The organism is Pectobacterium artocarpous, from assembly GCF_046159765.1.
GTDB lineage: Bacteria > Pseudomonadota > Gammaproteobacteria > Enterobacterales > Enterobacteriaceae > Pectobacterium.
Genome location: NZ_JBJXVK010000017.1, coordinates 15,528 through 39,543 on the forward strand (window position 1 = coordinate 15,528; position 24,016 = coordinate 39,543).

20 protein-coding genes and 1 riboswitch are annotated in these 24,016 nt (G+C 53.0%); of the genes, 8 read left to right on the top strand and 12 right to left on the bottom strand.

Annotation, left to right across the window (positions count from 1 at the left end; translation table 11 throughout):
- Positions 1 to 53 precede the first annotated feature (53 nt).
- Positions 54 to 1,508, bottom strand: a complete 1,455-nt coding sequence (locus tag ACKQAD_RS12210; protein WP_409160406.1) for a DASS family sodium-coupled anion symporter — start codon at positions 1,506 to 1,508, stop codon at positions 54 to 56.
- A gap of 324 nt (positions 1,509 to 1,832) precedes the next feature.
- On the opposite strand from ACKQAD_RS12210, the gene ACKQAD_RS12215 reads away from it, so the two are divergent.
- The gene (locus ACKQAD_RS12215) at positions 1,833 to 3,479 is read left to right on the top strand and encodes a Na/Pi cotransporter family protein (protein WP_409160407.1); all 1,647 of its coding nucleotides are present in this window, start codon (positions 1,833 to 1,835) and stop codon (positions 3,477 to 3,479) included.
- A gap of 284 nt (positions 3,480 to 3,763) precedes the next feature.
- On the opposite strand, the gene lysC is transcribed toward ACKQAD_RS12215, so the two are convergent.
- Positions 3,764 to 5,140, bottom strand: a complete 1,377-nt coding sequence (lysC, locus tag ACKQAD_RS12220) for a lysine-sensitive aspartokinase 3 (RefSeq protein WP_409160408.1) — start codon at positions 5,138 to 5,140, stop codon at positions 3,764 to 3,766.
- A gap of 114 nt (positions 5,141 to 5,254) precedes the next feature.
- A riboswitch (Lysine riboswitch) is annotated at positions 5,255 to 5,447 on the bottom strand.
- A 183-nt stretch (positions 5,448 to 5,630) separates the two neighbouring features.
- Here lysC and pgi point away from each other — a divergent pair.
- Positions 5,631 to 7,280, top strand: a complete 1,650-nt coding sequence (pgi, locus tag ACKQAD_RS12225) for a glucose-6-phosphate isomerase (RefSeq protein WP_409160409.1) — start codon at positions 5,631 to 5,633, stop codon at positions 7,278 to 7,280.
- Between the two features lie 73 nt (positions 7,281 to 7,353).
- Here the strand turns inward: pgi and ACKQAD_RS12230 are convergent, their stop codons facing one another.
- Complete coding sequence (locus tag ACKQAD_RS12230; protein ID WP_409160410.1) at positions 7,354 to 8,784, bottom strand: capsule assembly Wzi family protein; 1,431 nt, start codon at positions 8,782 to 8,784, stop codon at positions 7,354 to 7,356.
- A 359-nt stretch (positions 8,785 to 9,143) separates the two neighbouring features.
- Between ACKQAD_RS12230 and ACKQAD_RS12235 the strand changes: the two genes are divergently transcribed.
- Positions 9,144 to 9,488 (top strand): DUF4156 domain-containing protein, encoded by a 345-nt coding sequence (locus ACKQAD_RS12235; protein WP_409160411.1) that lies wholly within the window; start codon positions 9,144 to 9,146, stop codon positions 9,486 to 9,488.
- Positions 9,489 to 9,543: 55 nt separating this feature from the next.
- On the opposite strand, the gene epmB is transcribed toward ACKQAD_RS12235, so the two are convergent.
- Entirely contained in the window at positions 9,544 to 10,596 is a 1,053-nt protein-coding gene (epmB, locus tag ACKQAD_RS12240; protein WP_409160412.1) for an EF-P beta-lysylation protein EpmB, read from the bottom strand.
- Positions 10,597 to 10,637: 41 nt separating this feature from the next.
- On the opposite strand from epmB, the gene efp reads away from it, so the two are divergent.
- The 3 genes from efp to ACKQAD_RS12255 all read left to right on the top strand — a co-directional run bounded on the left by efp (position 10,638) and on the right by ACKQAD_RS12255 (position 11,978).
- Positions 10,638 to 11,204: an elongation factor P gene (gene efp / locus ACKQAD_RS12245; RefSeq protein WP_015841891.1), complete on the top strand. Its 567-nt coding sequence runs from the start codon at positions 10,638 to 10,640 to the stop codon at positions 11,202 to 11,204.
- Between the two features lie 175 nt (positions 11,205 to 11,379).
- Complete coding sequence (locus ACKQAD_RS12250) at positions 11,380 to 11,511, top strand: entericidin A/B family lipoprotein (protein ID WP_005972977.1); 132 nt, start codon at positions 11,380 to 11,382, stop codon at positions 11,509 to 11,511.
- A gap of 113 nt (positions 11,512 to 11,624) precedes the next feature.
- Positions 11,625 to 11,978: a DMT family protein gene (locus ACKQAD_RS12255; protein WP_015841889.1), complete on the top strand. Its 354-nt coding sequence runs from the start codon at positions 11,625 to 11,627 to the stop codon at positions 11,976 to 11,978.
- Between the two features lie 39 nt (positions 11,979 to 12,017).
- Here ACKQAD_RS12255 and blc read toward each other — a convergent pair whose 3' ends face one another.
- The 5 genes from blc to frdA form a co-directional block, all read right to left on the bottom strand.
- The gene (blc, locus tag ACKQAD_RS12260; RefSeq protein ID WP_409160413.1) at positions 12,018 to 12,587 is read right to left on the bottom strand and encodes an outer membrane lipoprotein Blc; all 570 of its coding nucleotides are present in this window, start codon (positions 12,585 to 12,587) and stop codon (positions 12,018 to 12,020) included.
- Between the two features lie 123 nt (positions 12,588 to 12,710).
- A complete protein-coding gene (gene frdD, locus ACKQAD_RS12265) occupies positions 12,711 to 13,067 on the bottom strand; it encodes a fumarate reductase subunit FrdD (RefSeq protein WP_005972985.1) in 357 nt (118 codons plus the stop codon).
- Between the two features lie 14 nt (positions 13,068 to 13,081).
- Positions 13,082 to 13,477: a fumarate reductase subunit FrdC gene (gene frdC, locus ACKQAD_RS12270; RefSeq protein WP_409160476.1), complete on the bottom strand. Its 396-nt coding sequence runs from the start codon at positions 13,475 to 13,477 to the stop codon at positions 13,082 to 13,084.
- A 13-nt stretch (positions 13,478 to 13,490) separates the two neighbouring features.
- Positions 13,491 to 14,228 (bottom strand): succinate dehydrogenase/fumarate reductase iron-sulfur subunit, encoded by a 738-nt coding sequence (locus tag ACKQAD_RS12275; RefSeq protein ID WP_409160414.1) that lies wholly within the window; start codon positions 14,226 to 14,228, stop codon positions 13,491 to 13,493.
- On the bottom strand, positions 14,221 to 16,017 hold the full coding sequence (frdA, locus tag ACKQAD_RS12280) for a fumarate reductase (quinol) flavoprotein subunit (protein ID WP_409160415.1): 1,797 nt from the start codon (positions 16,015 to 16,017) through the stop codon (positions 14,221 to 14,223). Before frdA ends, ACKQAD_RS12275 begins: the two co-directional genes overlap by 8 nt.
- 474 nt (positions 16,018 to 16,491) lie before the next feature.
- On the opposite strand from frdA, the gene epmA reads away from it, so the two are divergent.
- Positions 16,492 to 17,469: an elongation factor P--(R)-beta-lysine ligase gene (gene epmA, locus ACKQAD_RS12285; RefSeq protein WP_409160416.1), complete on the top strand. Its 978-nt coding sequence runs from the start codon at positions 16,492 to 16,494 to the stop codon at positions 17,467 to 17,469.
- 51 nt (positions 17,470 to 17,520) lie between these two features.
- Here epmA and mscM read toward each other — a convergent pair whose 3' ends face one another.
- From mscM to rsgA, 3 genes are all read right to left on the bottom strand, one after another.
- The gene (mscM, locus tag ACKQAD_RS12290; RefSeq protein ID WP_409160417.1) at positions 17,521 to 20,844 is read right to left on the bottom strand and encodes a miniconductance mechanosensitive channel MscM; all 3,324 of its coding nucleotides are present in this window, start codon (positions 20,842 to 20,844) and stop codon (positions 17,521 to 17,523) included.
- 56 nt (positions 20,845 to 20,900) lie between these two features.
- Positions 20,901 to 21,929, bottom strand: a complete 1,029-nt coding sequence (gene asd / locus ACKQAD_RS12295) for an archaetidylserine decarboxylase (protein ID WP_409160418.1) — start codon at positions 21,927 to 21,929, stop codon at positions 20,901 to 20,903.
- Between the two features lie 139 nt (positions 21,930 to 22,068).
- Positions 22,069 to 23,118 carry a small ribosomal subunit biogenesis GTPase RsgA gene (gene rsgA, locus ACKQAD_RS12300; protein WP_409160419.1) on the bottom strand — a complete coding sequence of 350 codons (1,050 nt, stop codon included), beginning with the start codon at positions 23,116 to 23,118 and terminating at the stop codon, positions 22,069 to 22,071.
- A gap of 200 nt (positions 23,119 to 23,318) precedes the next feature.
- Here rsgA and orn point away from each other — a divergent pair, with 200 nt between their 5' ends.
- Entirely contained in the window at positions 23,319 to 23,861 is a 543-nt protein-coding gene (gene orn / locus ACKQAD_RS12305) for an oligoribonuclease (protein WP_409160420.1), read from the top strand.
- Positions 23,862 to 24,016: the final 155 nt, after the last annotated feature.

Sequence of the window (24,016 nt, forward strand, 5' to 3'; positions counted from 1 at the left end):
TGTGATGAAAAGCCGGGGCAACCCGGCTTTTCATTCCATTCCTTCTCCCGCGTTCAATAGAGGCCAATCACCTTCCACCACAGCAAACCCGCACTCATAAAGATCGCCTGATTGACCAGACTGACGACGAAACCGGTGCGCCACCAGATGGTGGTGGGCACGTAGCCTGCGCCGAACAGGATGGGGCCGCGCGCGTGGGTGTATTGCGTTAGTGAACAGTACAGGCTACTGGTGAATGCCAGCATGAACGCCATCGGCACAGCTGGAATGCTCAGGTTGATCCCGACACCGAGGAAAACCGCAAAAAGCGCGGCGATCTGCGCGTTGCCACTGGCGAAGAAATAGTGGGTGTAGAAATAGGCGGCATTGAGTAGCAATAGCACCAATACCCAACTGGTTCCCTGCATCAAGTGGCCGATGTTACTGCCGATGAGATCGCCAAACCAGTTAGTGAAGCCGAGCTTTTTCAACTGATTTGCCATCATCAGCAGAGCGGCGAACCAAATCAGCGTATCCCAGGCACCTTTCTCGCTCTTCACATCTTCCCAGCTCAGTACGCCGGTCAACAGCAGGAAAGACAGCCCGACAAACGAGGCCGTTGTGGCATCCACGCCTAAATTGTCGCCAAAAATCCACAGCACCAGCAGCAGGATGACGGTGAATGCCATCAGCCATTCACCGCGGCTCATGTTGCCCATCTTTGCCAGTTCGGCGATGGCCAGTTTTGGCGCATCCGGCGTATGGCGAATTTCCGGTTTGGTCAGCCAGTAGACGAGGAGGGGGACAATGGCCAGAGAAATCAGGCAGGGCACGAGTGCCGCCAGAAACCAGCTTCCCCAGGTAATGGTCACGCCTGCGTTGGCCGCCAGTTTCACCGCCAGTAGGTTGCCGGTGTAGGCGGTCATAAACAGCGCGGCTGTCACGTCGTTAACATTTCCAATACAGGTAATCAGGAACGTGCCAATCTTACTGCGCGAGGCGTCTTCCGGTTTGGAATCGAAGCTGCGCGATAGGGAATCCGCAATCGGATAAATAATCCCGCCGCAGCGTGCGGTGTTGCTCGGCATGGCGGGGGAAAGCACCAGATCGGCAAAGGCTAGGCCGTAAGCCAGACCCAGCGTACGTTTTCCTAGCAGGCGGATCATCTGCAAGGCGATGCGGCGTCCCAGACCCGTTTTGATAAATCCGCGTGCGATCATGAAGGCGACAACAATCAGCCAGATCAGTGAGCTGTTCAGGTCGCTGAGTGCGGTCTGTATCGCACCACTGGCCGTTTTATCCCCTGCGGCGTACGTCAACGCAAAGAGCGTGATACTGATAATGCCGATAGCCCCAATCGGGAGCACGTTAGCGACAATAGATACGATCGTTGCGACGAAAAGGACAGCAGAGTGCCAGGCGGCGGCGCTTAAGCCTGTTGGGGGCTCCATTCGCCAAAAAAAGGCGGCGATGGCAAGAATAACGATCAGTGGAAGCCAGTTCAGTCCATACGAAGTTTTTGTTTTCATCCATTTTCCTTACTAAAAAGCCAGAAGGAGTACAGGGGATTCGCTACTACTATGCAATGTGCTAAATGTTAAGCCTGTAACCCATAAGAATTATAGGGATAAAAAGAGCATAGCGTTAACCGGGGAAGGTGTGAGGCAAAAGTATCGGCTTATTGATTTGGATCCTATTTTTTAAATATTGTCAGTTAATTGACTTTTGTTATCGGCTGATTGCTGGGCGATGTTATCTGGCAACGGGCTGCCTCGCAGTATGGCTTGCCAACATCTGGTAAGATGGTTGCTCATTACGTCATCAACACATGTTTAGCTGGAGGCGTGGACTTTTTGTTAACACTGCTGAATCTCCTTTCTGCGATTGCGTTACTGGTGTGGGGCACCCACATTGTCCGTACCGGTATCATGCGGGTTTATGGCACCCAGTTACGGCGAGTTCTCAGCGATAGCGTTGAGAAAAAACCGTTGGCTTTTATGGCTGGCATTGGCGTCACTGCGTTGGTGCAGAGCAGCAATGCGACCGCGTTGCTGACGACCTCGTTTGTCTCACAGGGATTGGTGGCGCTAACGCCTGCGCTGGTCATTATTCTCGGGGCCGATGTCGGTACGGCACTGATGGTGCGTATCCTGACGTTCGACCTGTCCTGGCTGTCTCCGCTGCTGATTTTTCTTGGCGTAATATTTTTCCTTAGCCGCAAGCAGACGCGGGTTGGCCAGATTGGCCGTGTGGCTATTGGGCTCGGGCTGATTTTGCTGGCGCTGGAAATGATTGTCGTGGCTGCGGTCCCGATCACGCAGACAGCGGGCGTGAAGGTGCTGTTTTCCTCGTTGACGGGTGACGTCATGCTGGACGCGTTAGCTGGCGCGCTGTTCGCGGTGATTACCTATTCCAGTCTGGCAGCGGTGCTGCTGACGGCAACGTTGACGGCAAGTGGTGTGATTTCGCTGGAAGTGGCGATGTGTTTGGTTATTGGTGCCAATCTGGGCAGCGGATTACTGACGATGATGAGCACCTCGGAGCAGAATGCAGAGGGCCGGCGTGTGGCGCTCGGCAGCATGTTGTTCAAGTTGATCGGGTGTCTGGTTGTGTTGCCGCTGGTTGAGCCGCTTTCGCGCTGGCTGACGCGTATTCCGCTGGGGGCCGAAGAGCTGGTGATCTACTTCCACCTGTTCTACAACCTGATCCGTTGCCTGCTGCTGATTCCGCTTACCGGCATGGTGGCGCGCCTGTCTTGTGTGATGATTGCGGACTCACCGCCGCTTGATCTCCAGATGAAACCGCGCCATTTGGACATCAGCTCGCTGGACACGCCAGCGTTGGCGCTGACCAATGCCGCACGGGAAACGCTGCGAATTGGCGATGTGCTGGAGCAGATGCTGCGTTTATACCGTGACGTGTTGCAGGGCGACACTATGCAGCGCCGGGAGATTCGTCGGCTTGATGATGATGTCGATATTCTTTACACCGCCATTAAACTCTATCTGGCGCAGATTCAGAAAGACGGGTTAGATGAGCGGGATTCCCGACGTTGGGCTGAAGTGATCGAAGTGGCGCTGAATCTGGAGCAGGCGGGAGATATTATCGAGCGCATGGCGGACGACATCGCGAATCACTCCTCCGGTGTACGGATGGCGTTTTCCGCTCAGGGACTGGAAGAGTTGAACCACCTTCATGAACAACTGCTGGCGAATCTGCGTTTGGGGCTGTCGGTTTTCCTGTCGGAAGATATCACCAGTGCGAAACGTCTGCGTCGTGCTAAACACCGCTTCCGTATTATGAACCGCCGTTATGCACACGCGCATGTCGATCGCTTACATCAGCACAACGTGCAGAGTCTGGAAACCAGTTCGCTCCATTTGAGCCTGCTTGGGGACATGAATCGGTTGAATTCCCTGTTCTGCTCGGTGGCGTATAACGTCTTGGTTGTGCAACAGGATGGGGAAGACGAGCGTGAAGAGTCACCGCTGACACTGTGACAACCTCCGGTTGGGCTTCTTAGTTATATTTTATGCAGACTAAGAGGCAGTTTCGTGCGCGATAATGCCGCTATTTTCATGCTACGTCGTAGCACGCGCCCGACATGGGGCGGCTCAAACGCTGCTCGCCCCATGACCCTCAGGCTTTTGGCGCAAGCTTTCGCCGCGTCCATGCGGCTCATCCTAAGCCCGCTATCTCCTCAGCATAATTTTTTACGCCGGATAACGGCAAAAACCGCATTCACATAAAAACATGACGAAGAGACAGACTAAGCGGCGCGAACTTACTCGAACAGGCTGCGGTGCAGCGTCTGTACCACCCGCTCGGCGTCGTCGCCAGGCACCAGGAAGCACAGATTGTTGCTGCTAGCACCGTAGCAAATCAGGCGAATACGGAAGGGTTCCAGTACGCCAAACACTTCTTTCCCGACGCCGCAGGCCTGAGACAGCTTGTTGCCGATCAGCGCGACCAGAGACAGATTCTCTTCAACCTCGACCCGACACAGCGAGGACAGCTCGGTCAGCAGAGCGCTGGACAGCAGGCTGTCGCCCGTTGAGGTGGAACCCGTGGTATCGAGCGTCAGCGCGACGTTGACTTCTGATGTCGTGATCAGGTCAACGGAGATGTTGTGACGCGCCAGAATACTGAACACTTCGGCGAGGAATCCGCGTGCGTGCAGCATATTCAGGCTGTACAAGGTGAGCAGCGTTTGTTTACGACGCAGCGCCAGTGCGCGGAATAGCGGCGGGTTTTCGGTTTTATTGCACACCAGCGTACCGCCAGCGGCCGGATCTTTGCTGGAGCCGACGAACACCGGAATATCGCTACGCACCGCAGGCAGCAGCGTAGCCGGGTGAAGGACTTTCGCGCCAAATGTCGCCATTTCGGCCGCTTCTTCAAACATGATTTGGTCGATACGTTTTGCCGTCGGCACCACGCGTGGATCGGTGGTGTAGATGCCGGGAACATCGGTCCAGATGTCAATTCGGCTGACGTTGAGCGCTTCGCCCAGCAGCGCCGCAGTATAATCGCTACCGCCACGGCCCAATGTGGTCGTACGGCCTTTCGCTTCACTACCGATGAAGCCCTGTGTGATCACCAGACCTTGCTCAAGGCGCGGCTGTAACTGGCTGCGAGTTAGTTCACCCAAGACGTCGCAGTCCGGCTGTGCACGGCCAAAGTTATCATCGGTACGCATAATTTTGCGCACATCGAACCACTCTGCCACTACACCGCGCTGACGCAGAATTTCGACAAACAGCAAGGTAGACATCAGTTCGCCGTGGCTGACGAGTTCATCGGTCAGGGCGTTCGAGGTGGCAAGCGCCGCCGCTTCAGACAGTGTCGTGATGCTATCTAACATGCGATCAATCTCATCACGAATCACGCTTTGGTTGCTGAGTCTGTCGATAATGGCGTATTGGATCTGGCGGATTTTCGCCAGATTCTCAGCACGCGCTTCCGGTGCCAGACCTTCTGCGAGTGCGACCAGTAAATTGGTGATACCCGCCGACGCCGACAGCACCACAACGCGTACATTAGGATGAGATAACACCACATCGGCGCTGCGATTCATGGCGTCAAAATCCGCCACGCTGGTGCCGCCAAATTTGGCAATAACGGTAGAATTCGCGTTTGCGGAAATTTCAGTTGCAGACATGTCAAAAAACCTCGTGTCAGGGGGTAAGCTGTTTTCAGTCAACAGCATTCCATTAATCAGCCTTGGCACAGGGGAGAGCAGAAGTAGGGGGCAGGCGTAGAAAATCGCTACGATACACCCAGAAGCGCTCCACCTTGCTAAACGTCCATCTGGACGAATCCGGTGACAACCCAGAGGATTCAGCCTCTGTAGTCGATAGAGTGAAAGCCGTATTTCACCGCATCTCGGCGTCGCTCCCCCTCGGATATCATCAGCGGATTACGGTTCCTCCGATACCTTACCTGGGCGACGCGCCTCTTCTGGCTTGCACACCGAGTGTGCAAGTACGGTGTTACAAATAACGGGTTATGCAGTTTCTGTCAATAAACAATCTTTCAGTAAACGACAGGGCATAAACCGCTTTTAGCAAGAAAAGGGATCTCAATCGGGATTTTAAGGGATACAATCGATTCAGTCACTTTGAACTCATGCTTAGAGAGAAAGTCGCATTATGAAAAATATTAATCCAAGCCAAACTGCCGCCTGGCAGGCATTACAAACCCATTTTGACGTGATGAAAGAGGTGCAAATCAGCGAGCTGTTTGCACAGGATAGCGATCGTTTCGCGCATTTTTCCGCTACGTTCGACGATCTGATGCTGGTGGATTACTCCAAAAACCGCATTACGGCGGAAACCATGGAAAAACTGCACGCGCTGGCGCGGGAAACCGACCTGTCTGCGGCGATGCAGTCCATGTTTGCCGGCGAGAAAATCAACCGTACGGAAGACCGTGCGGTTCTGCACATTGCCCTGCGTAACCGCAGCAACACGCCGATTGTGGTGGATGGCAAGGATGTGATGCCGGAAGTCAACGCGGTGCTGGCGAAGATGAAAGATTTTAGCGAGCGCGTAATTGGTGGCGACTGGAGGGGCTATACCGGAAAAGCGATCACTGACGTGGTTAACATCGGTATTGGCGGCTCCGATCTGGGCCCGTTCATGGTAACGGAAGCGCTGAAGCCTTATAAAAATCACCTCAACATGCACTTTGTCTCCAACGTTGATGGCACGCATATTGCTGAAACGTTGAAGCCGCTGAACCCGGAAACCACGCTGTTCCTCGTGGCGTCGAAAACCTTCACCACGCAGGAAACCATGACCAACGCGCACAGCGCTCGCGACTGGTTCCTGAACACGGCGCAGGATGAGAAACACGTTGCTAAACACTTTGCCGCGCTGTCCACCAACGCGAAAGCCGTCGGCGAATTTGGCATCGATACTAACAACATGTTCGAATTCTGGGACTGGGTGGGTGGGCGCTACTCCCTGTGGTCGGCAATTGGGCTGTCGATCATTCTCTCTTTAGGGTTTGAGAACTTTGAAAAACTGCTCAGTGGCGCGCACGCGATGGATAAGCACTTTGCTTCCACGCCCGCAGAGAAAAACCTGCCCGTGCTGCTGGCACTGATCGGTATTTGGTACAACAATTTCTTCGGTGCTGAAACCGAAGCGATTCTGCCGTATGACCAATACATGCACCGTTTCGCGGCCTATTTTCAGCAAGGAAATATGGAATCTAACGGAAAGTATGTCGATCGCAACGGCAATCCGGTGGATTACCAGACCGGGCCAATTATCTGGGGTGAACCGGGCACGAACGGCCAGCATGCGTTCTACCAGTTGATCCATCAGGGTACCAAACTGGTTCCGTGTGATTTCATTGCGCCGGCTATCAGCCATAACCCATTGAGCGATCACCACAGCAAGCTGCTGTCGAACTTCTTTGCACAAACGGAAGCGTTGGCATTCGGTAAGAGCCTTGAGGTCGTGGAAGCGGAATTTGCGGCCGCTGGCAAAAGTGCGAAAGATGTGGAACACGTGGCACCGTTCAAGGTGTTTGAAGGCAACCGCCCAACCAACTCCATCCTGCTGCGTGAAATCACCCCGTACAGTCTGGGTGCGCTGATTGCGCTGTATGAGCATAAGATCTTTACTCAGGGCGCAATCCTGAACATCTTCACGTTTGATCAATGGGGTGTAGAGTTAGGTAAGCAACTCGCGAACCGTATTCTGCCTGAGCTGGAAAATGACAGTACGATCGACAGCCATGACAGCTCCACTAACGGGCTGATCAACCGTTTCAAGGTATGGCGTCGTTGAGCGTGTTGTTAGGCGTCAGGTGCTAAAATGAAAAAGTGAGGAGAAAGCTCCTCACTTTTTTTACGGTAACCCGTCACAAATTGATGGGAATTTCAATACCGATACCTGCACCGACATCATCACTGGTGCTGTGATTGCTATCGGTGTACCAGGCCATGGTATCCAGTTTGATTTTTGAGTCAAAGTCATAGCCCCACCCTAACTCAATCCCTTTTAGCGTATCTGAGCGTGGGAATGCTAGGTTGATACTCTGGCTGTTGGGATTCACTTTGGCGTACATAATGCGGGTACTCCAACGCTGTCCGTCGTCGAGCGCCAGTTCTACTCGACCAGAAAGTACCTGGGCATCGCCACCTGCGGCATATCCCAGTGGATACCCTTGCTGATAATATCCATTCCTATAGATATGGTGACTATAGGTAACATTATCCGCGCTACCATTAGTTCGTGTATCCGTTCCCTCAATGTTCCAATTGATGGTAGACGTGCCCCATTCAGGGTGGCCTTCAATACCGAGTAGGTAAAAGTTTTTGGATGGCAGTATCCCCGCTTCATCTTCACCCACTACCTGTCCATACAAACTAATCGGAGCACCGACAAGCGTTGCCATTTTCAGCTTGAAATCAAATCCCGCTAGCTGATTACCTGGTTCTTCGTTCGTACCTGTATTATCACGTCCGGCTACGCCATCCCAAAATGAACTCCACGAACGAGGACGTCCTTCTCCTCCCCATTGCATGATGCGGGAAGCGCCGAGCTCAAGAAATTCTGTCGGTTGAATCGACAAGCGACCGCCGATAATTTTTGTGTCAGGTACGGCGGTGTATTGCTCCAATTGTCCGGCAGAGAGTTGATATTGCCAGCGACCCATCCATGACAGCCAAGGCGTTTCAAACGGTGATTGATCGGCGCGCTGCAATATAAATCCTGTGATAGGACGAGCGGCGTCGGATCGTATCAAACTACCCTCATAGCCCGGTCCCCACCATTGTGAGACTTTCCCGAACGACAACCATTGATTAAAAATTTTCACCGCACCATAGGAACCGTCAATATTTCCACGGGACTGATCTGCAATGGTTTGGTTGCCTTCAATGGTTCCTTTAAGGTTGATATCCCAGAATTCATCGCTGGCGCCGACACCGATAGATAATGCATGATCGCTGTCGTGTCGGCTATCGAAGCCTTGGGGCAGGCCGGGCCTGCCTGTTGATGTGTAGCCTGTGAGACGAACATTCGATTTAAGCTGACCGATCCGTTGTTCAACGCGGGTTATCACGGCTTTTTCTGTTGCCGTGACCGGTTTGGCACGAGAAAGAGCAGATTCAATTTCTTCCTGACTCACAGGCCAGGTCGTTAAGCTAGTCTGGATAACACCGCGGTCGGATAGCCAAGCCAGATCGTTACGAAGCGTCTTGTCTGGTGCGATAAGACCTGCAGCATGGCTAGTCGACACACATAAAAACGAACCTATAAGGGTGGCTAAGCATTTTTTCATCTCCATTCAAGGGTTTCCTTTATGTATTGTCTTAATATATCTACTAATTAGTGTTAATTACGTTAATGTGCTCGATGCTCAGAGTCTTTCCCATCAGGCGGTAACGTATTTATCAGACAGAATACAGAGTATGGAATTGCTGAAATAACCATAAATGGCATTTGAGGCATTATTCAGATAATGCTGAATGTTTTCTTACTAATTTCCCAGAAAAACTAAATTTTTACTAAGTTGAGATCAATCGCGTGAATTCTCATTTTTGACGTTCACCCAGTGTAAACGAGCGGGATGACAAGAGATTGCAAGGGAAACGTCGTATGATAGGCGGTGGGCAGTGATAGGTTTTCAATCGCAAGGAGGAAGAAATGCAGGTTCGTATTTTGTTGGGTCTATCAGCGGCTGTCTTGCTGGCGGGGTGCAGCAGCACCAGTCAGCTCAGCGCTGCCGGGCAGGCCGTAACGTTCACGGATACCAAGCCAGGAAGCGAATGTCAGTTGTTGGGGCAAGCCAGCGGTAGCCAGTCTAACTGGCTGGCGGGCAACCATAGCGACGGCAGTTCTATGCGCGGTGCAGCGAACGATCTGCGTAATAAAGCGGCAGCGATGGGAGGCAATACTGTCTATGGCACGACCAGCCCGAGTGAGACCTTCTGGTCAAGCTTTGCGCCGCTGGACAGCAAGATGAACGGCAGCGTTTACAAATGTCCTTAAACTAAAGAAAAACCCGGTGAGAGTGATCCGCTCTCACCGTTGTTTACTCACTCAGTCAACGCAATAGCCCGGTATCGTCCTGATGCTGCTTCATTCCTAAATCCAACGGCGTTTTGCTGGCTTCGCCACCGATTTCCCGCGCCAGACGCGGCACCAGATAGCCGGATACCTGCTCCATTAGCGCTTTGACCAAGATGCGCGCCTCGTTGTCATCCACCAGAAAATGCGCGGCACCCTGTACTTTGTCCAGTACGTGCAGGTAATAAGGCAGAATACCTGCGTCGAATAAGGCATTGCTGAGCCGGGCAAGTGTCTCTGCGCTGTCATTCACCCCGCGCAGCAGTACGCTTTGGTTGAGCAGCGTCACGCCAGCGCGGCGCAAACGCGCCATACTTTGTGTTAAATCAGGATCAATTTCCTGCGGATGGTTAATATGCGTCACCAGCAGCACCTGAAGCGAACTGCGTGACAGGCGATCGCACAGCGCGTCGGTGATGCGGGCAGGGATAACCACAGGCAAGCGGCTGTGAATGCGCAGGCGTTTAAGATGTGCGATGTGTTCCAGTTCGGTGATCAGCCAGTCTAACTCGTGGTCTTTGGCCATCAGCGGGTCGCCGCCGGAAAAAATGATTTCATCCAGCTCAGGATGCTGGCGGATATAATCCAGTGCCTGACGCCAGTTGGCCTTATTGCCCTGATTATCCTGATACGGGAAATGGCGGCGGAAGCAGTAGCGACAGTTCACCGCGCAGCCGCCTTTAACCAGCAATAACGCGCGGTTGTGATATTTGTGTAGCAGCCCCGGCACGACGCTGTGTTGCTCATCAAGCGGATCGTGGGTGAAGCCTGGCGTAGCAATAAACTCCTCACGTGCCGTCAATACCTGTCGCAGCAATGGATCGTCAGGGTTACCTTTTTGCATCCGTGCAGCGAATGCGCGCGGTACACGCAGAGCAAAAAGCCTACGTGCATCATTACCTTGTCTGAGTTTAGCGTGATCGTTCAGTGATAAAAGTTGCAGTAATTCATCAGGATCGGTAATTACGTCTGCAAGTTGCTGCAACCAATCTTCTCTGGAAGGTATATTTAGGGTTACAATGTGTGCCATTTTTTTGGCTTCGTACCAGTATTAAATTGTAGAGGGCCTTTATGGCGACTTATTCTAGCAACGATTTTCGTTCCGGTCTTAAAATCATGTTCGAAGGCGAGCCGTATGCCATCGAATCCAGTGAATTTGTGAAGCCGGGTAAAGGCCAGGCTTTTGCTCGTGTAAAAATGCGTCGCCTGTTGACGGGCTCTCGCGTTGAAAAAACCTTCAAGTCTACCGATTCTGCAGAAGGCGCAGATGTTGTAGATACCAACATGAACTACCTGTACAACGACGGTGAGTTCTACCACTTCATGCACCCTGAGACGTTTGAACAGCACCAGGTTGAAGAGAAGACCGTTGGTGATTCTGCTAAATGGCTGCAGGATAACGCTGAATGTATCGTTACTCTGTGGGATGGTCGTGCTATCGCTGTTCAGCCGCCGAACTTCATCGAAGCTGAAATCACCGATACCGATCCAGGCCTGAAAGGCGATACCGCAGGTACTGGTGGTAAGCCCGCTACGCTGAGCACCGGCGCGGTCGTTAAAGTGCCATTGTTCGTACAGATCGGCGAAGTTGTCAGAGTTGACACGCGTTCTGGCGAATACGTATCGCGCGTTAAGTAATTAATGCGAAAAAGGCCGCCTTCTGCGAGGGCGGCCTTTTGATTGATTCTTCATTCCAGCTTTCCTTTTCTGTCCCTGCCTTAAAAATCCTCCACAATAACCAAAATTGGCTACGCTTAAAATGCAGTCACTTTCGTACAGTTGAAATCCTATTCTCATAAAGAAGGAATCGAGTATGTTGAAGAAAGCTTTTGTTGCCATTTTCTCTCTGGTTATTCTCTCTGCTGTGGTTGGGTGTAATACCACCCGAGGGGTTGGACAAGATGTTGAGGCGGGTGGGAAGGCCATTCAGCGCAGCGCCCAATAATCAACATAGGAAATAAGTCGTAATAACTTTTCCGAGTGGAAGAAAATGCCGTTTATGGTGTTTTCTTCCCCGCAGCGAGATAATGTGAAAGTGGATCACTCGGAGAAGTAATAATGTCGCCTATTTTCATTACTGTCGGCATGCTGACATTGAGTAATATATTTATGACGTTTGCCTGGTACGGGCATCTACGCTATTTCAGCGGTCGTACCTGGATAATTGCCGCGTTGGTCAGCTGGGGTATCGCATTATTCGAATACCTCTTGCAGGTGCCAGCTAATCGGATTGGCTATCAGGTTGCCTCAGCCGGCCAATTGAAAATATTGCAGGAAGTGATCAGCCTTTCCGTATTTATCCCTTTCTCGATGATCATTTTAAAAGAGCCGTTCCGCACCGATTATATTTGGGCGGGTCTGTGCCTTCTGGGCGCGGTTTTCTTTATGTTTCGCGATAAGATCATGGGATAACATTCCGGTTATCCCATTGTTGCGGTAGATATGCTCCGATCACTGATTGACCCAGATGAGCGCCTCTGTCGGGAAGCCGTAGCGTTTGGCCGTGGCGACCAGTTTGTTGCGTGTGGCAGCCTCCAGCATTGGCGTGCGTGAGAGAATCCACAGGTAGTCACGGTTCGGTCCGCAAATCAGGGCGTAGCGATACTCGTCATCCAGTTCAATAATGTTGTAACCGCCGTAGAACGGTCCGAAGAACGACACTTTTAGCGCACCACGCTGAGGCGAGCCTGTGAAATAGGCTTTCCCGGTGCTTTCTTTCCATTCTTGTTTTTCGATGTTAAAGCCACGATTGATCACCGTGATGCCGCCATCATCCCGTGGGCTGTAGGTTGCCGTCACGCGTTCCAGATTGCGCTCAAAGCGGTGGTCGAGACGGGCGATCTCGTACCATGTTCCGAGGTAGCGATTGACGTCAAAATTTTCCACTACGGTGACGTTATCGGGCGGCGTTACGCTACAAGCGACAGAAAAGAGCGCCACCAGCGCGGCAATACCTGCCTTCCCGCATCGTCTGATTTTGAAGAAAAGGGTGTTAAAGCGAATCGCGTTAAAGTGCATCATATTGACGTCTCATCATTTTCATCTCTGTTCCAGTGTAGACGATGGACGTGATCAGACGGGGAAATAAAACGGCCTGCGATGAGGTCATGCAGGCCGTTAAGGACAAATTTACCGATGTTATCTCTACAGCGTAACGACACCGATGACGGTAACCACGGTCAGGATTGCCGCCAGACCGTAGAACACCCATTTCCCGGCAGGTACGTGGATTTTTAGGTCATGCATCGCGTGGTGGATACGGTGCAGGCCACACCAGAGCGGCAGCACAATCATCAGCAGTAAAAAGACGCGGCCGATAAAGCTCTGGCTGAACGCGGCGATGCGCTCATAGGTTAGCGCATCTGGGAACAGCCCCAGGGGCAGCATCACGCCGACCAGCAGGATAATCACCGGGGCGAAGAACGCGCTCCACATCCCACCGGCGCCGAACAGGCCCCAGAAAGGTGGTTCGTCAGAACGTTTTGGCGTTGGGTTAATCACGTTATTTCTCCTGTTCAGAATAGTAAGGCGATCGCCAGAACGGCTACGGTTACCACCACGGTGACAGCCCACAGCCCTTTAATGAGCGGCTCTGGCCCCATTTTTTCATCTTTAACGATGATGATGCTGGCCTTCGGCGCCAGTTCAAACCAGGTTTTTGTGTGCAGCGCGGCGGCCAGCAGCGCAACGATATTAATCAGCAGCACCAGCGGGTTTTGCAGGAAGCTGACGAAATTTGCCCATCCTTCCGGCCCGTTCTTCAGTGCGAAGATGCCGCACATCAGTACGATACTGAACCAGACGGCAGGGACAGCCGTCCCCTCACGCAGCATATAAAAGCGGTAGAACCCCAGTTTTTTCCACCAGGTCGGCGACATGTCGCGAACATACGCTTTACGTTTAGATGTCATCATTGTCCCTCCCTTATTGTGGTTTCAGCATGGCGATCATGAAGTCTTTAGCGCTCTCGACTTTGCCTTGCTGGATAGCGGCGGCTGGGTCAACATGCTTCGGACACACTTCTGAGCAGTAGCCCACAAACGTACAACTCCAGACGCCGTTATTACCGTTCAACTGCGGCATACGTTCTTTCTTGCCGTGATCGCGGTTGTCCAGGTTATAACGGTGCGCCAGCGTAATCGCCGCCGGGCCGATGAACTCAGGGTTCAGGCCAAACTGCGGGCATGCCGCATAGCACAAACCACAGTTAATACAGCCGGAGAACTGGTGATACTTCGCCATTTGCGCTGGAGTCTGCTTGTTCGGGCCGTCAGCAGGTTTACGATCGTTGCCGATGATATACGGCTTGATGGCTTCCAGACTCTCGATGAAGTGGGTCATATCGACCACCAAATCGCGCTCGATGGGGAAATTGCCCAGCGCCTCGACCTTCAGACCATTCGTGTAGTCTCGCAGGAAGGTTTTACAGGCTAATTTAGGGACGTTGTTCACCATCATGCCGCAGGAGCCACAGATTGCCATACGGCAGGACCAGCGGTAGGAGAGGTCCGGTGCCAGGTTATCTTTGATATAACCCAACGCATCCAGCAGGGAAGTCTGCGTGTTGTACGGGACATCGAACGCCTCAAAATAGGGTTTACTGTCCTGTTCAGGGTTATAGCGCATGACTTCCATTTTCAGGGTTTTGATCGTCTCAGCCATTCGCCTGCTCCTTCTTGCTGCCTTCCTGTGCATCACCTTCTGCACCGTATACGCGTTTGGCCGGTGGAAGTTTGGTAATTTTCACATCGCTGTACTCCAGACGAGGTGCGCCTTCCGCGTTATAGAACGCCAGCGTATGCTTCAGGAAGTTAACGTCATCACGCTCGGTGCAACCCTCATCCAGACGCTGGTGTGCGCCGCGAGACTCTTTACGGTTGATCGCCGAGTGCGCCATACATTCCGCCACATCCAGGCTGTGGCCCAGTTCAACGGTGTACAGCAGGTCGGTGTTGAACACGCTGGAGCGGTCGGTGATTTTCACGCGTTTGAAGCGCTCTTTCAGCTCCGCAATCTTATCGACGGTTTTCTGCATCAGATCGGTGGTGCGGTAAATACCACAACCTTCTTCCATCGACATGCCCATTTCGTCACGGATTTTCGCCCAGCTTTCGGTGCCTTCCTGATTCATCAGATCATGCAGGCGCTGTTCGATATCACGCGTTTGTGCGTCCAGCGCCGCGCCGTTGGCTGGTGCTGCTGCCTGTGTGCGCTGTACGGCGTGTTCACCCGCGACGCGACCGAAGACCACCAGTTCAGCCAGCGAGTTGGAACCAAGGCGGTTCGCGCCGTGCAAGCCAACGGAGGAACATTCGCCGACGGCGAAGAGACCCTTGATGCGGGTTTCACAGTTTTGATCGGTTTCAATGCCGCCCATGGTGTAGTGCGCGGTAGGACGAATAGGAATCGGCTCTTTCACCGGATCGACGCCGACATAGGCTTTTGCCAGTTCGCAGATGAACGGCAGACGTTCCAGAAGTTTCTTCTCGCCGAGGTGGCGCAAATCGAGGTAAACCACGTCGCCCAGCGGGGTTGAGACGGTGCGGCCTGCGCGCCATTCGTGCCAGAACGCTTGCGATACTTTATCGCGCGGCCCCAGCTCCATGTATTTGTTTTTCGGCTGGCCGAGCGGCGTTTCCGGGCCCATGCCGTAGTCTTGCAGGTAACGGTAGCCGTCTTTGTTGACCATGATGCCGCCTTCGCCGCGACAGCCTTCGGTCATCAGGATACCGGAACCGGGCAAACCGGTCGGGTGATATTGAACGAATTCCATATCACGCAGCGGCACACCGTGACGGAACGCCATGCCCATGCCATCACCAGTGACAATGCCGCCGTTGGTGTTGTAACGGTACACACGACCTGCACCGCCTGTTGCCAGTACCACGGCATTAGCACGGATCTGAATCAGCGAACCTTCCATCATATTGATGGCAACGAGACCGCGCGCCTGGCCGTCATCGACCAGAACGTCGAGGACAAAGTGCTCGTCGAAACGTTGGATTTGCGGATATTTAAGGGAAGTTTGGAACAGCGTATGCAGCATGTGGAAGCCGGTTTTATCGGCAGCAAACCAGGTCCGTTCGATCTTCATCCCGCCAAAGCGGCGAACGTTGACAGAACCATCCGGTTTACGGCTCCAGGGGCAGCCCCACTGTTCCAGTTGAATCATCTCTTCCGGGCAGTGTTTGACGAAATGCTCAACAACGTCTTGTTCACACAGCCAGTCGCCACCGGATACGGTGTCGTTGAAGTGATAATCGAAACTATCGTGTTCCTGAGTCACTGCTGCTGACCCACCTTCTGCCGCCACGGTATGGCTACGCATTGGGTAGACTTTTGAGATCAGTGCAATTTTCAGTTGAGGGTTGGCTTCTGCGGCAGCAATTGCCGCTCGTAGGCCAGCACCTCCGGCCCCGATAATGGCCAAATCGGCATTAAAGGTTTGCAATGCATTCCTCCAGTTACTTAAGTTAATTAAGTTAAAATAAGAAAATAATATCTATTCATTTCTGTCTTTATATCCGAGCTTAATATCAAACCCGCTGAAAATTATGTGATAGATGTATAAAGAATAGATAAACCTATAATTTTTGTGTGGGAATAATTATACCGAATTGTAGGTAGATGAAATTTGATGTGATCCCGCATTTTGTCGTTTTTTCAGAGAGTCTCGTATTTATTGATAAAAACGTGATCGAAAGGCTTATTTAAAGGGAAATGATGCTTTTATTTCTTTAATAACCCTTTCGAAGGGAATATAAGAAAATGATCCACTGGATATAATTTACGGCTGCTATCCTGAACGCTCCCTTCTAGAGGATAAAACATACCGTTCTGAAAAGCGCGTCTGGCCTTTTTTCCGCTGGAAATTTGGGCTGATGCGCGTAGACTGCACCCCCTGTTTGACTTTGGAGTAAGAACCATGCGCGAGACGACAAGTTGGCAACCTAGTGCTTCTGTCGCTAATTTGTTGAAACGAGCGTCGATCATTGCAGTTATCCGACGTTTCTTCACCGATCGTGGTGTACTGGAGGTCGATACGCCTGCGATGAGCCAGGCTACGGTAACGGATGTTTTTTTGTGCCCGTTTCAGACGCGTTTCGTTGGCCCCGGTGCGGCGGATGGCATGACGCTGTATTTGATGACCAGCCCGGAATACCATATGAAACGTCTGCTGGCTGCTGGCAGCGGACCGATCTTTCAGTTATGTCGCAGTTTCCGCAATGAAGAGTCAGGGCGACACCACAACCCTGAGTTCACCATGCTGGAATGGTATCGTCCGCACTATGATATGTACCGCCTGATGAATGAGGTCGATGACCTGTTGCAGCAGGTGCTGGATTGTGAAAGCGCAGAGATGCTCTCTTATCAGCAGGCATTTCTACGCCATCTGGAGATCGATCCGCTGTCTGTTGACAAAGCGCAACTGCGCGAAGCGGCAGAAAAAATTGGGCTGGGCGATATCGCCTGCCGTGAAGACGATCGCGATTCACTGGTGCAGATGCTGTTTACTTTCGGTGTGGAGCCGCACATCGGGCGTGACAAACCGGCATTTGTCTATCATTTCCCTGCCACACAGGCCTCGCTGGCCGAGATCAGTTCGGAAGATCATCGCGTCGCCGAGCGTTTTGAGGTCTATTTCAAGGGGATCGAGCTGGCGAATGGCTTCCGTGAATTGACCGATGCCGATGAGCAACGTCAGCGATTTGAGCAGGATAACCGCAAACGTGCCGCACGTGATTTGCCACAGCAGCCGATCGATGAAAACCTGCTGGCGGCGCTGCAACACGGTTTGCCGGAGTGTTCGGGTGTCGCGTTGGGGGTAGATCGTTTGATTATGCTGGCGCTGAATGCCGAGCAGTTGAGTGACGTGATTGCGTTCTCCGTAGAGCGCGCGTAACCGGTTTGAAACAGGGCGGCGCCACATCTGGCTGCCGCCCGTTTTCCTTTCTTATAAGCTGCCCGGCGTCCGCTGCCGTGGCGTCAGCGTTTTCCCACTGCGTGACAGATTGTCCATTTTCACCTGGAACGGAGGGAAAGGAAGATCCAGATTGTGTTTGCGGTAATTTTCCAGAATCAGTTGATGCAGTTCGTGGCGCAGCGGCATACGGTGCCCCATTTCGGCGGCAAAAATACGCAGCTCGAAGATCTGAATTCCCTGTTGCAGATCGACCAGAAACACTTCAGGCTCCGGTGTATCCAGAATCAGCGAACAGCGTTTCACCGCATCCATAAGCAGATCCGTCACTTCCTGACTGTTGGCATTCGCAGGGGCAGGCACCGTCATCACAACACGCGTGACCGAATCCGACAGCGACCAGTTGATGAACTGCTCGGTGATAAAGGCTTTGTTCGGCACGATGATCTCTTTGCGATCCCAGTCTGAAATAGTGGTGGCGCGGGTATTAATGCGCATGACACTGCCCGTGAGATCGCGGATTGTGACGGTATCGCCAATACGCATGGGTTTTTCAAACAGAATGATCAGGCCGGAAATAAAGTTGGCGAAGATTTCCTGCATGCCGAATCCCAATCCCAGACCGAGAGCGGCGACGAGCCATTGTAGTTTCGACCATTCGATCCCGATAAGCGAGAAGCCCATCATGCAGCCAATTAACATCAGAATATACTTACTGATCGTGGTAATGGCGTAGCCGCTGCCCGGCGACAGATCCAGATGTTGCAGGATCGCCAGCTCCAGCAGGGCGGGAAGATTGCGTACCAACTGCGCAGTAATAATGAAGATCAGAATCGCGATCAATACCGATCCCAGCGTAATTGCCTGTACGCTCTCTACGCCTTTAACCGTGCTGGAGACATCCCACAGGCTGATGTTTTCCAGGAAGGCGAAGGCCGAATGAATCTCCGACCACAGCGCGATCACAGAAACCAAGGCGATTAGCGTCAGGATGGATCGCACCAACTGCAAGGATTTAGCGCTGATGGCGTCCAGATCGACGACGGGTTCTTCCACCGCTTCCGAGCTGCTTTCATGGGATGATGCAGATGGCGCATCTTCTTCCCCCTTGGCACGCTGCGCCAGAATCTCCGAACGCCGCTGTTTGGCACGGTCGAAAGCGATGCGACGCCGCTGAATCAACATCCAACGGCGAATAATGTGGTAAACCACCAGCAGGAAGAACCAGATGGAGACGGAGGTTTCCAAACGTGCCAGCAGCGCCTGTGCGGTTGCCAGATAGCCGATGCAGGAGGCGAGTGCGGCAACGAGCGGCATAGCGATCAGGATGTTCCACATCGCACGGTTAATAGAGTTTTCCCCTGAGCCCTCTTTATCCAGATACAGCGGGATACCGGCGCGTTTTAATCCGGTCGTGACCAGACTCAACGCCATACAGAGAAGGATGAAACAGAGCCGCCCCAGCGTGCTGGAAAATTCGCGATCGTTGAGCTTATCGAACGTAATCAGCGCCATAATCAGCGGCACGATAAAGGCGATAGAAAGGCGATAGTAGCGCATCGCTCTGGCGACGCGTTCCGGCGACCAGCGGAAGTGGACAATGAACAATCCCTGCGGATGGGCGAATGAGGCGCTGATCATCACCAGCCACATCAATGGCACGGTGGCGGTCACGCTGTCGCCGATCGCAACGGCAATCGGATAAGGCCAGGCGTTTTGCAGCCCATAGCCCAGCGCGACCCAGAGTACTGGCAGCGGCAGTGCGGTAAGAATGGACCAGAACACGGTACGCAGCGTTAGCATAAAGTGATCGAGAGTGACCTTGCCGACGCGGCTGCTGGCGCGTTCCATAAACGCATGATAGTGACGACGAGAGCTGATACTGAAGCCCACCAGTAGCAGTGCGCCCAGCAGAGGCAGCACGGTTTCCTGACTGGTGACCATCATGACCAGTGCACTACCCAACTGCGTTAGTGTATCCAGTGACAGCAGACGCGTCAGGTCCTGTACCAGCTTGAGCGGATAGGCGAACGTTACGGGATTGACATCCGCCACCCAGAACAGGTCGCGATGGGCCGCTTCCCGTGTTTCGGTTAGTGCATCTGCCAACTGGTTATTGGCGACTTTGAGTTTGGTCAGTTCCAGTATCTGTGAATCACAGCCGGAGATCAGTGAAGTCAACAGGTCGCGCTGGGTACGTATTTGGTCAGTCAGAATACGTTGCTGTGCGCTGGTCAGCGGATCGCCGTTATCCTGTTTGGCTTTATCAAGATCCTGCGGTTTGTTGATCAGGTCTTCAAAGTGCAGCCGCTGTACGCGTAACTGCGCCATGTCGCTATCCAGCAACTGAGGTTTGGGCATTTCCGGCAGACGGGCTATCTGCGCCCGTAGCGTTTCTCCCAATATTGGTGAGACGCCGAGCCACTGCGCCTGCTCGCGAATTGTGCTCAACGCCTGACGAACCTGAATGGTGTGCGTGGCAGCCTGACGCTGTTGAGAGGCAATGAGGTCCATTCGCTGCGCCTGTTGGTTCAGCGCGACGGAGAGCTCGCGGTTCACCTGTAGCTGTTTGCTGATGACGCTGGGCAAGTCACCGCTTTGTTCTGCGAGAAGTTCTGTGCGCTCTAATGCTTGTTCGGCTTCGCGCTGGCGTAGGTTATTGAGCCTGCTGCGTAAATCCTGTTGCAGCAGATCCAGCCTGTCGTGGCGCTTTTTATACAGCTCGACGCGTAGCCGGGACAGTTCCTGACGATTGCTGGCTGACAGCTGCGCCAGTTCCAGTTCGTCCACCCGGCTTTTGCGCAGAGCAGATTCGGCCTGAAGCGCGACAAGCTGCGCTTGCCCCAACGGCGTGGCGGGCGTACCGAGAGACTGAATACGGCGTTCCGCATCGCTTTGCATGCGGCTGGCTTCGGTTTGCTGCTGCGGAAGCTGACTGAGTGAATCGCCGATTTCACGCAGCCTCTCCTGTTCCTGTTGGAGCTGGCGGGCTTGTTCCAGCAATTGGCTGCTTGTTTGCAGCAGTTGCTGTTCAAGATCGTTGCTGGATAGCCCCTCTGGAATAGACGAGAGTTTGCCATCTTCGGCATTAAGCTGGCGACGCAGTTCCTGAACCAGCTTGGGGAAATCATCAATAACACGCTGATACTGTGTGGCGCGTTCCAGCGCCTCTTTGCGATCCTGCAAGGTGTTGAGTGCAGCCTGATATTCCTCAACAATTTTTGCCTGATCGGCTGCACCTTTGTTGGCTTCTGCCTGCTGTAGTTGCTGGCGTAGCTGCGCCTCATTAGGCGCAGCGGCAGCCAGCGTGGCAGTTGATAATAAACATCCCAGAAGAAAAGTCAGAATCAGACGCACGTTAGCTACCTTCTTACAAACAACACTCTGTACAAGCGACTAAGGTCAGACGCTATTTACGGCGCATCGGGTTTGCGGCCCGTCTGGCCGGAGGCGTCAGCCGCAATATTTTGTTCCGCAGCCTGAACAGACCCAGGCGTTGCAACGACAGGCGACGGTGCGGCGTCGTTTGCTGCCAGTTCGGTTCCTTCCGGGAAGACGACAGGTGTTGGTTCATCCTGACGGACTTCGGCAAACGGTTCACCCACACGGGTCACGCTCATGGTATTCAGATGGGCGGCAAACTGGAGATTATTGCCTGCGGCAAACAGGTTAATCACCGTTGAACCCAGCTTGAAGCGGCCCATTTCCTCGCCTTTCGCCAGTACGACGGCGCCTTCTTCACCCGCCTGCGGGTAAGTCCAACGCTTGATGATACCTTCACGCGGTGGCGTCACCACGCCTGACCACACGGTTTCGATGCTACCGACAATGGTCGCACCGACCAGAATTTGTGCCAATGGCCCGAATTCAGTATCGAACAGGCAAATGACGCGTTCGTTACGCGCAAACAGATTCGGCACGTTATCGGCCGTCAGCAGATTGACGGAGAACAGATCGCCCGGCACATAAATCATCTCACGCAGCACGCCATCGCACGGCATGTGAAGGCGGTGGTAATCACGCGGTGAAAGATAAATGGTGGCAAACAGACCGTCGCGGAACAGCTCGGCCATCATATAGTTGCCAGCCAGCAGCGCTTCCAGCGTGTAGTCGTGCTTCTTCGCCTGAATCAACTTACCGTCGGTAATAGGGCCAAACTGCGACAGCACGCCGTCAGCAGGTTGCACCAGACGGTGCGCATGAGAATCAATAGGGCGAATACCTGGACGCAGAGGGCGAACGAAAAATTCGTTAAACGTGCGATAGGATGCGGTATCCGGCTGCTGCGCTTCCTGCATGTTGACGTTGTATTGGCGGACAAACAGATCGATCACCAGCTTGGTGAGTTTTCCCGCACGCTTATTTGCTCCCCAGCCAGCTAAGCGAGTCAGCCAGATCTTAGGAAGCCAATACTGTAATTTGATTTTGATATTATCCAGCACGGTGAGCCTCTTGGATTAATAGTGCGCCATAAATAAGCTGCTTGGGGAACACGCCTGACGTTGCCAGCGGTAGCCCAGAGAGTCAGCGGATTCGTTAACTCTCAAAGGGGGCGCATTGTAACGATGGTCATGATAAATGTCAGTTATCTGTATCTGAAAAGCCTTTACGCGTTTTTACTTGCGCCATGCTTTCCAGAATCCGGTGATAGTTATCATAGCGCTCTACGGCAATCTCTCCGCGCTTAAGTGCGGCGTTAATGGCACAGCCCGGATCGTTTTCATGTTTACAGTCGCGGAATTTACACGAGCCGATGTATTTGCGCAGCTCGATGAAACCACGCGTAACCTGTTCGGGTTCCAGATGCCACAGACCAAATTCGCGCACGCCTGGCGAATCGATGACGTCGCCGCCGTGCGGGAAATGGTAAAGTCGGGAGGCGGTGGTCGTGTGCTGTCCTAATCCTGAGGTATCGGAAACCTCATTCACCAGAATGCGTTCTTCATCCAGTGCGAGCAACGCATTAAGCAGGCTGGATTTCCCTACGCCTGACTGTCCGGCGAAAATACTGATACGGTCGGTAAGCGCCTGTTCCAGTTCAGCCATACCCTGTTGAGTATGGCTGGAAACCATCAGCACGCGATAGTTGAGCGCACGGTAGATATCCATCAACTTATCAATAAACTGGCGGGATTCGTCATCCAGCAGATCAATTTTGTTCAGTACGATCAGCGGTTCGATCTCCAGCGTCTCGCAGGCGACCAGATAGCGATCGACAATGTTCAGTGACAGTTCAGGCAAGATCGCGGAGACGATCACGATTTGATCGATATTGGCGGCGATTGGCTTAATGCCATCGTAATAGTCAGGGCGTGTCAGGACGGAATGACGGGGATGAACGGCTTCCACGATCCCGCTGATGCCAGCGAGCGATTCATGGCCGGGTCGCCAGACGACGCGGTCGCCAGTCACCAGCGATAAAATGGTCCGACGAATGTTGCAGCGGTGCACCACGCCATCGGTGGCTTCCACATCGGCGTGCATACCGAATCGGCTGATGATAATGCCTTCCTGCACATCGCCCAGTTGGCTATCTTCCCATTCGACTTTGCTTTCCGTTTTTTTCAGGCGACGCTGGTGGTTGGCGCTAACCCGACGCTGCTGACCTTTCGACAGTTTCTTTTTGCTCACTGAGCCTCACTTAATGCGATTTATCGTTCGCGGCAGTGCGTTATCGCCCGCCGCGTTTCAACAGACTATAATACACCCTATTTGATTTTAATTAACGGATACCACCTTGTCGGTATCAGCGCTGGGACTGATACTGTTATCCTTATATCGATGACAGGGCACAAGGCAACAGTAACACCCACGCAACAGGAACACCCACGATGGTAGATGAAAATAATCTGATCTGGATCGATCTCGAAATGACCGGCCTGAACCCGGATCGCGATCGCATTATTGAGATCGCAACGCTGGTGACGGATGCTAATCTGAACGTGTTGGCCGAAGGGCCGGTACTAGCGGTACACCAGTCGGATAGCCAGTTAGCGCTGATGGATGACTGGAATGTACGCACACACGGCGCCAGTGGCCTGACGGAGCGCGTCAAAGCCAGCACCACGGACGAACGAGCCGCCGAGTTGGAAACGCTGGCGTTTCTACAAAAATGGGTGCCGGCGGGTAAATCGCCGATTTGTGGCAATAGTATTGGTCAGGATCGCCGCTTCCTGTTTCGCTATATGCCGGAGTTGGAAGCCTACTTCCACTACCGCTATCTGGATGTCAGCACGCTCAAAGAGCTGGCGCGACGCTGGAAGCCGGAAATTCTGGCGGACTATAAGAAACAAGGCACGCATCAGGCGATGGATGATATTCGTGAATCACTGGCGGAACTGGCTTATTACCGTGAAAATTTTTTGCGGCTGTAGATGAAGCAAGATGGGTAGGGCGTGATGTGCAGCGAACTGCTGCTATTTACGCCATAACGTCTATTTTGTCAGCGTATTGTTTTTTTTATCAGCAGTCAGGCTATTTTTCATTTTTTGGGGCTTGCGGTTAAACGGATTTCTCGTATAATGCGCAC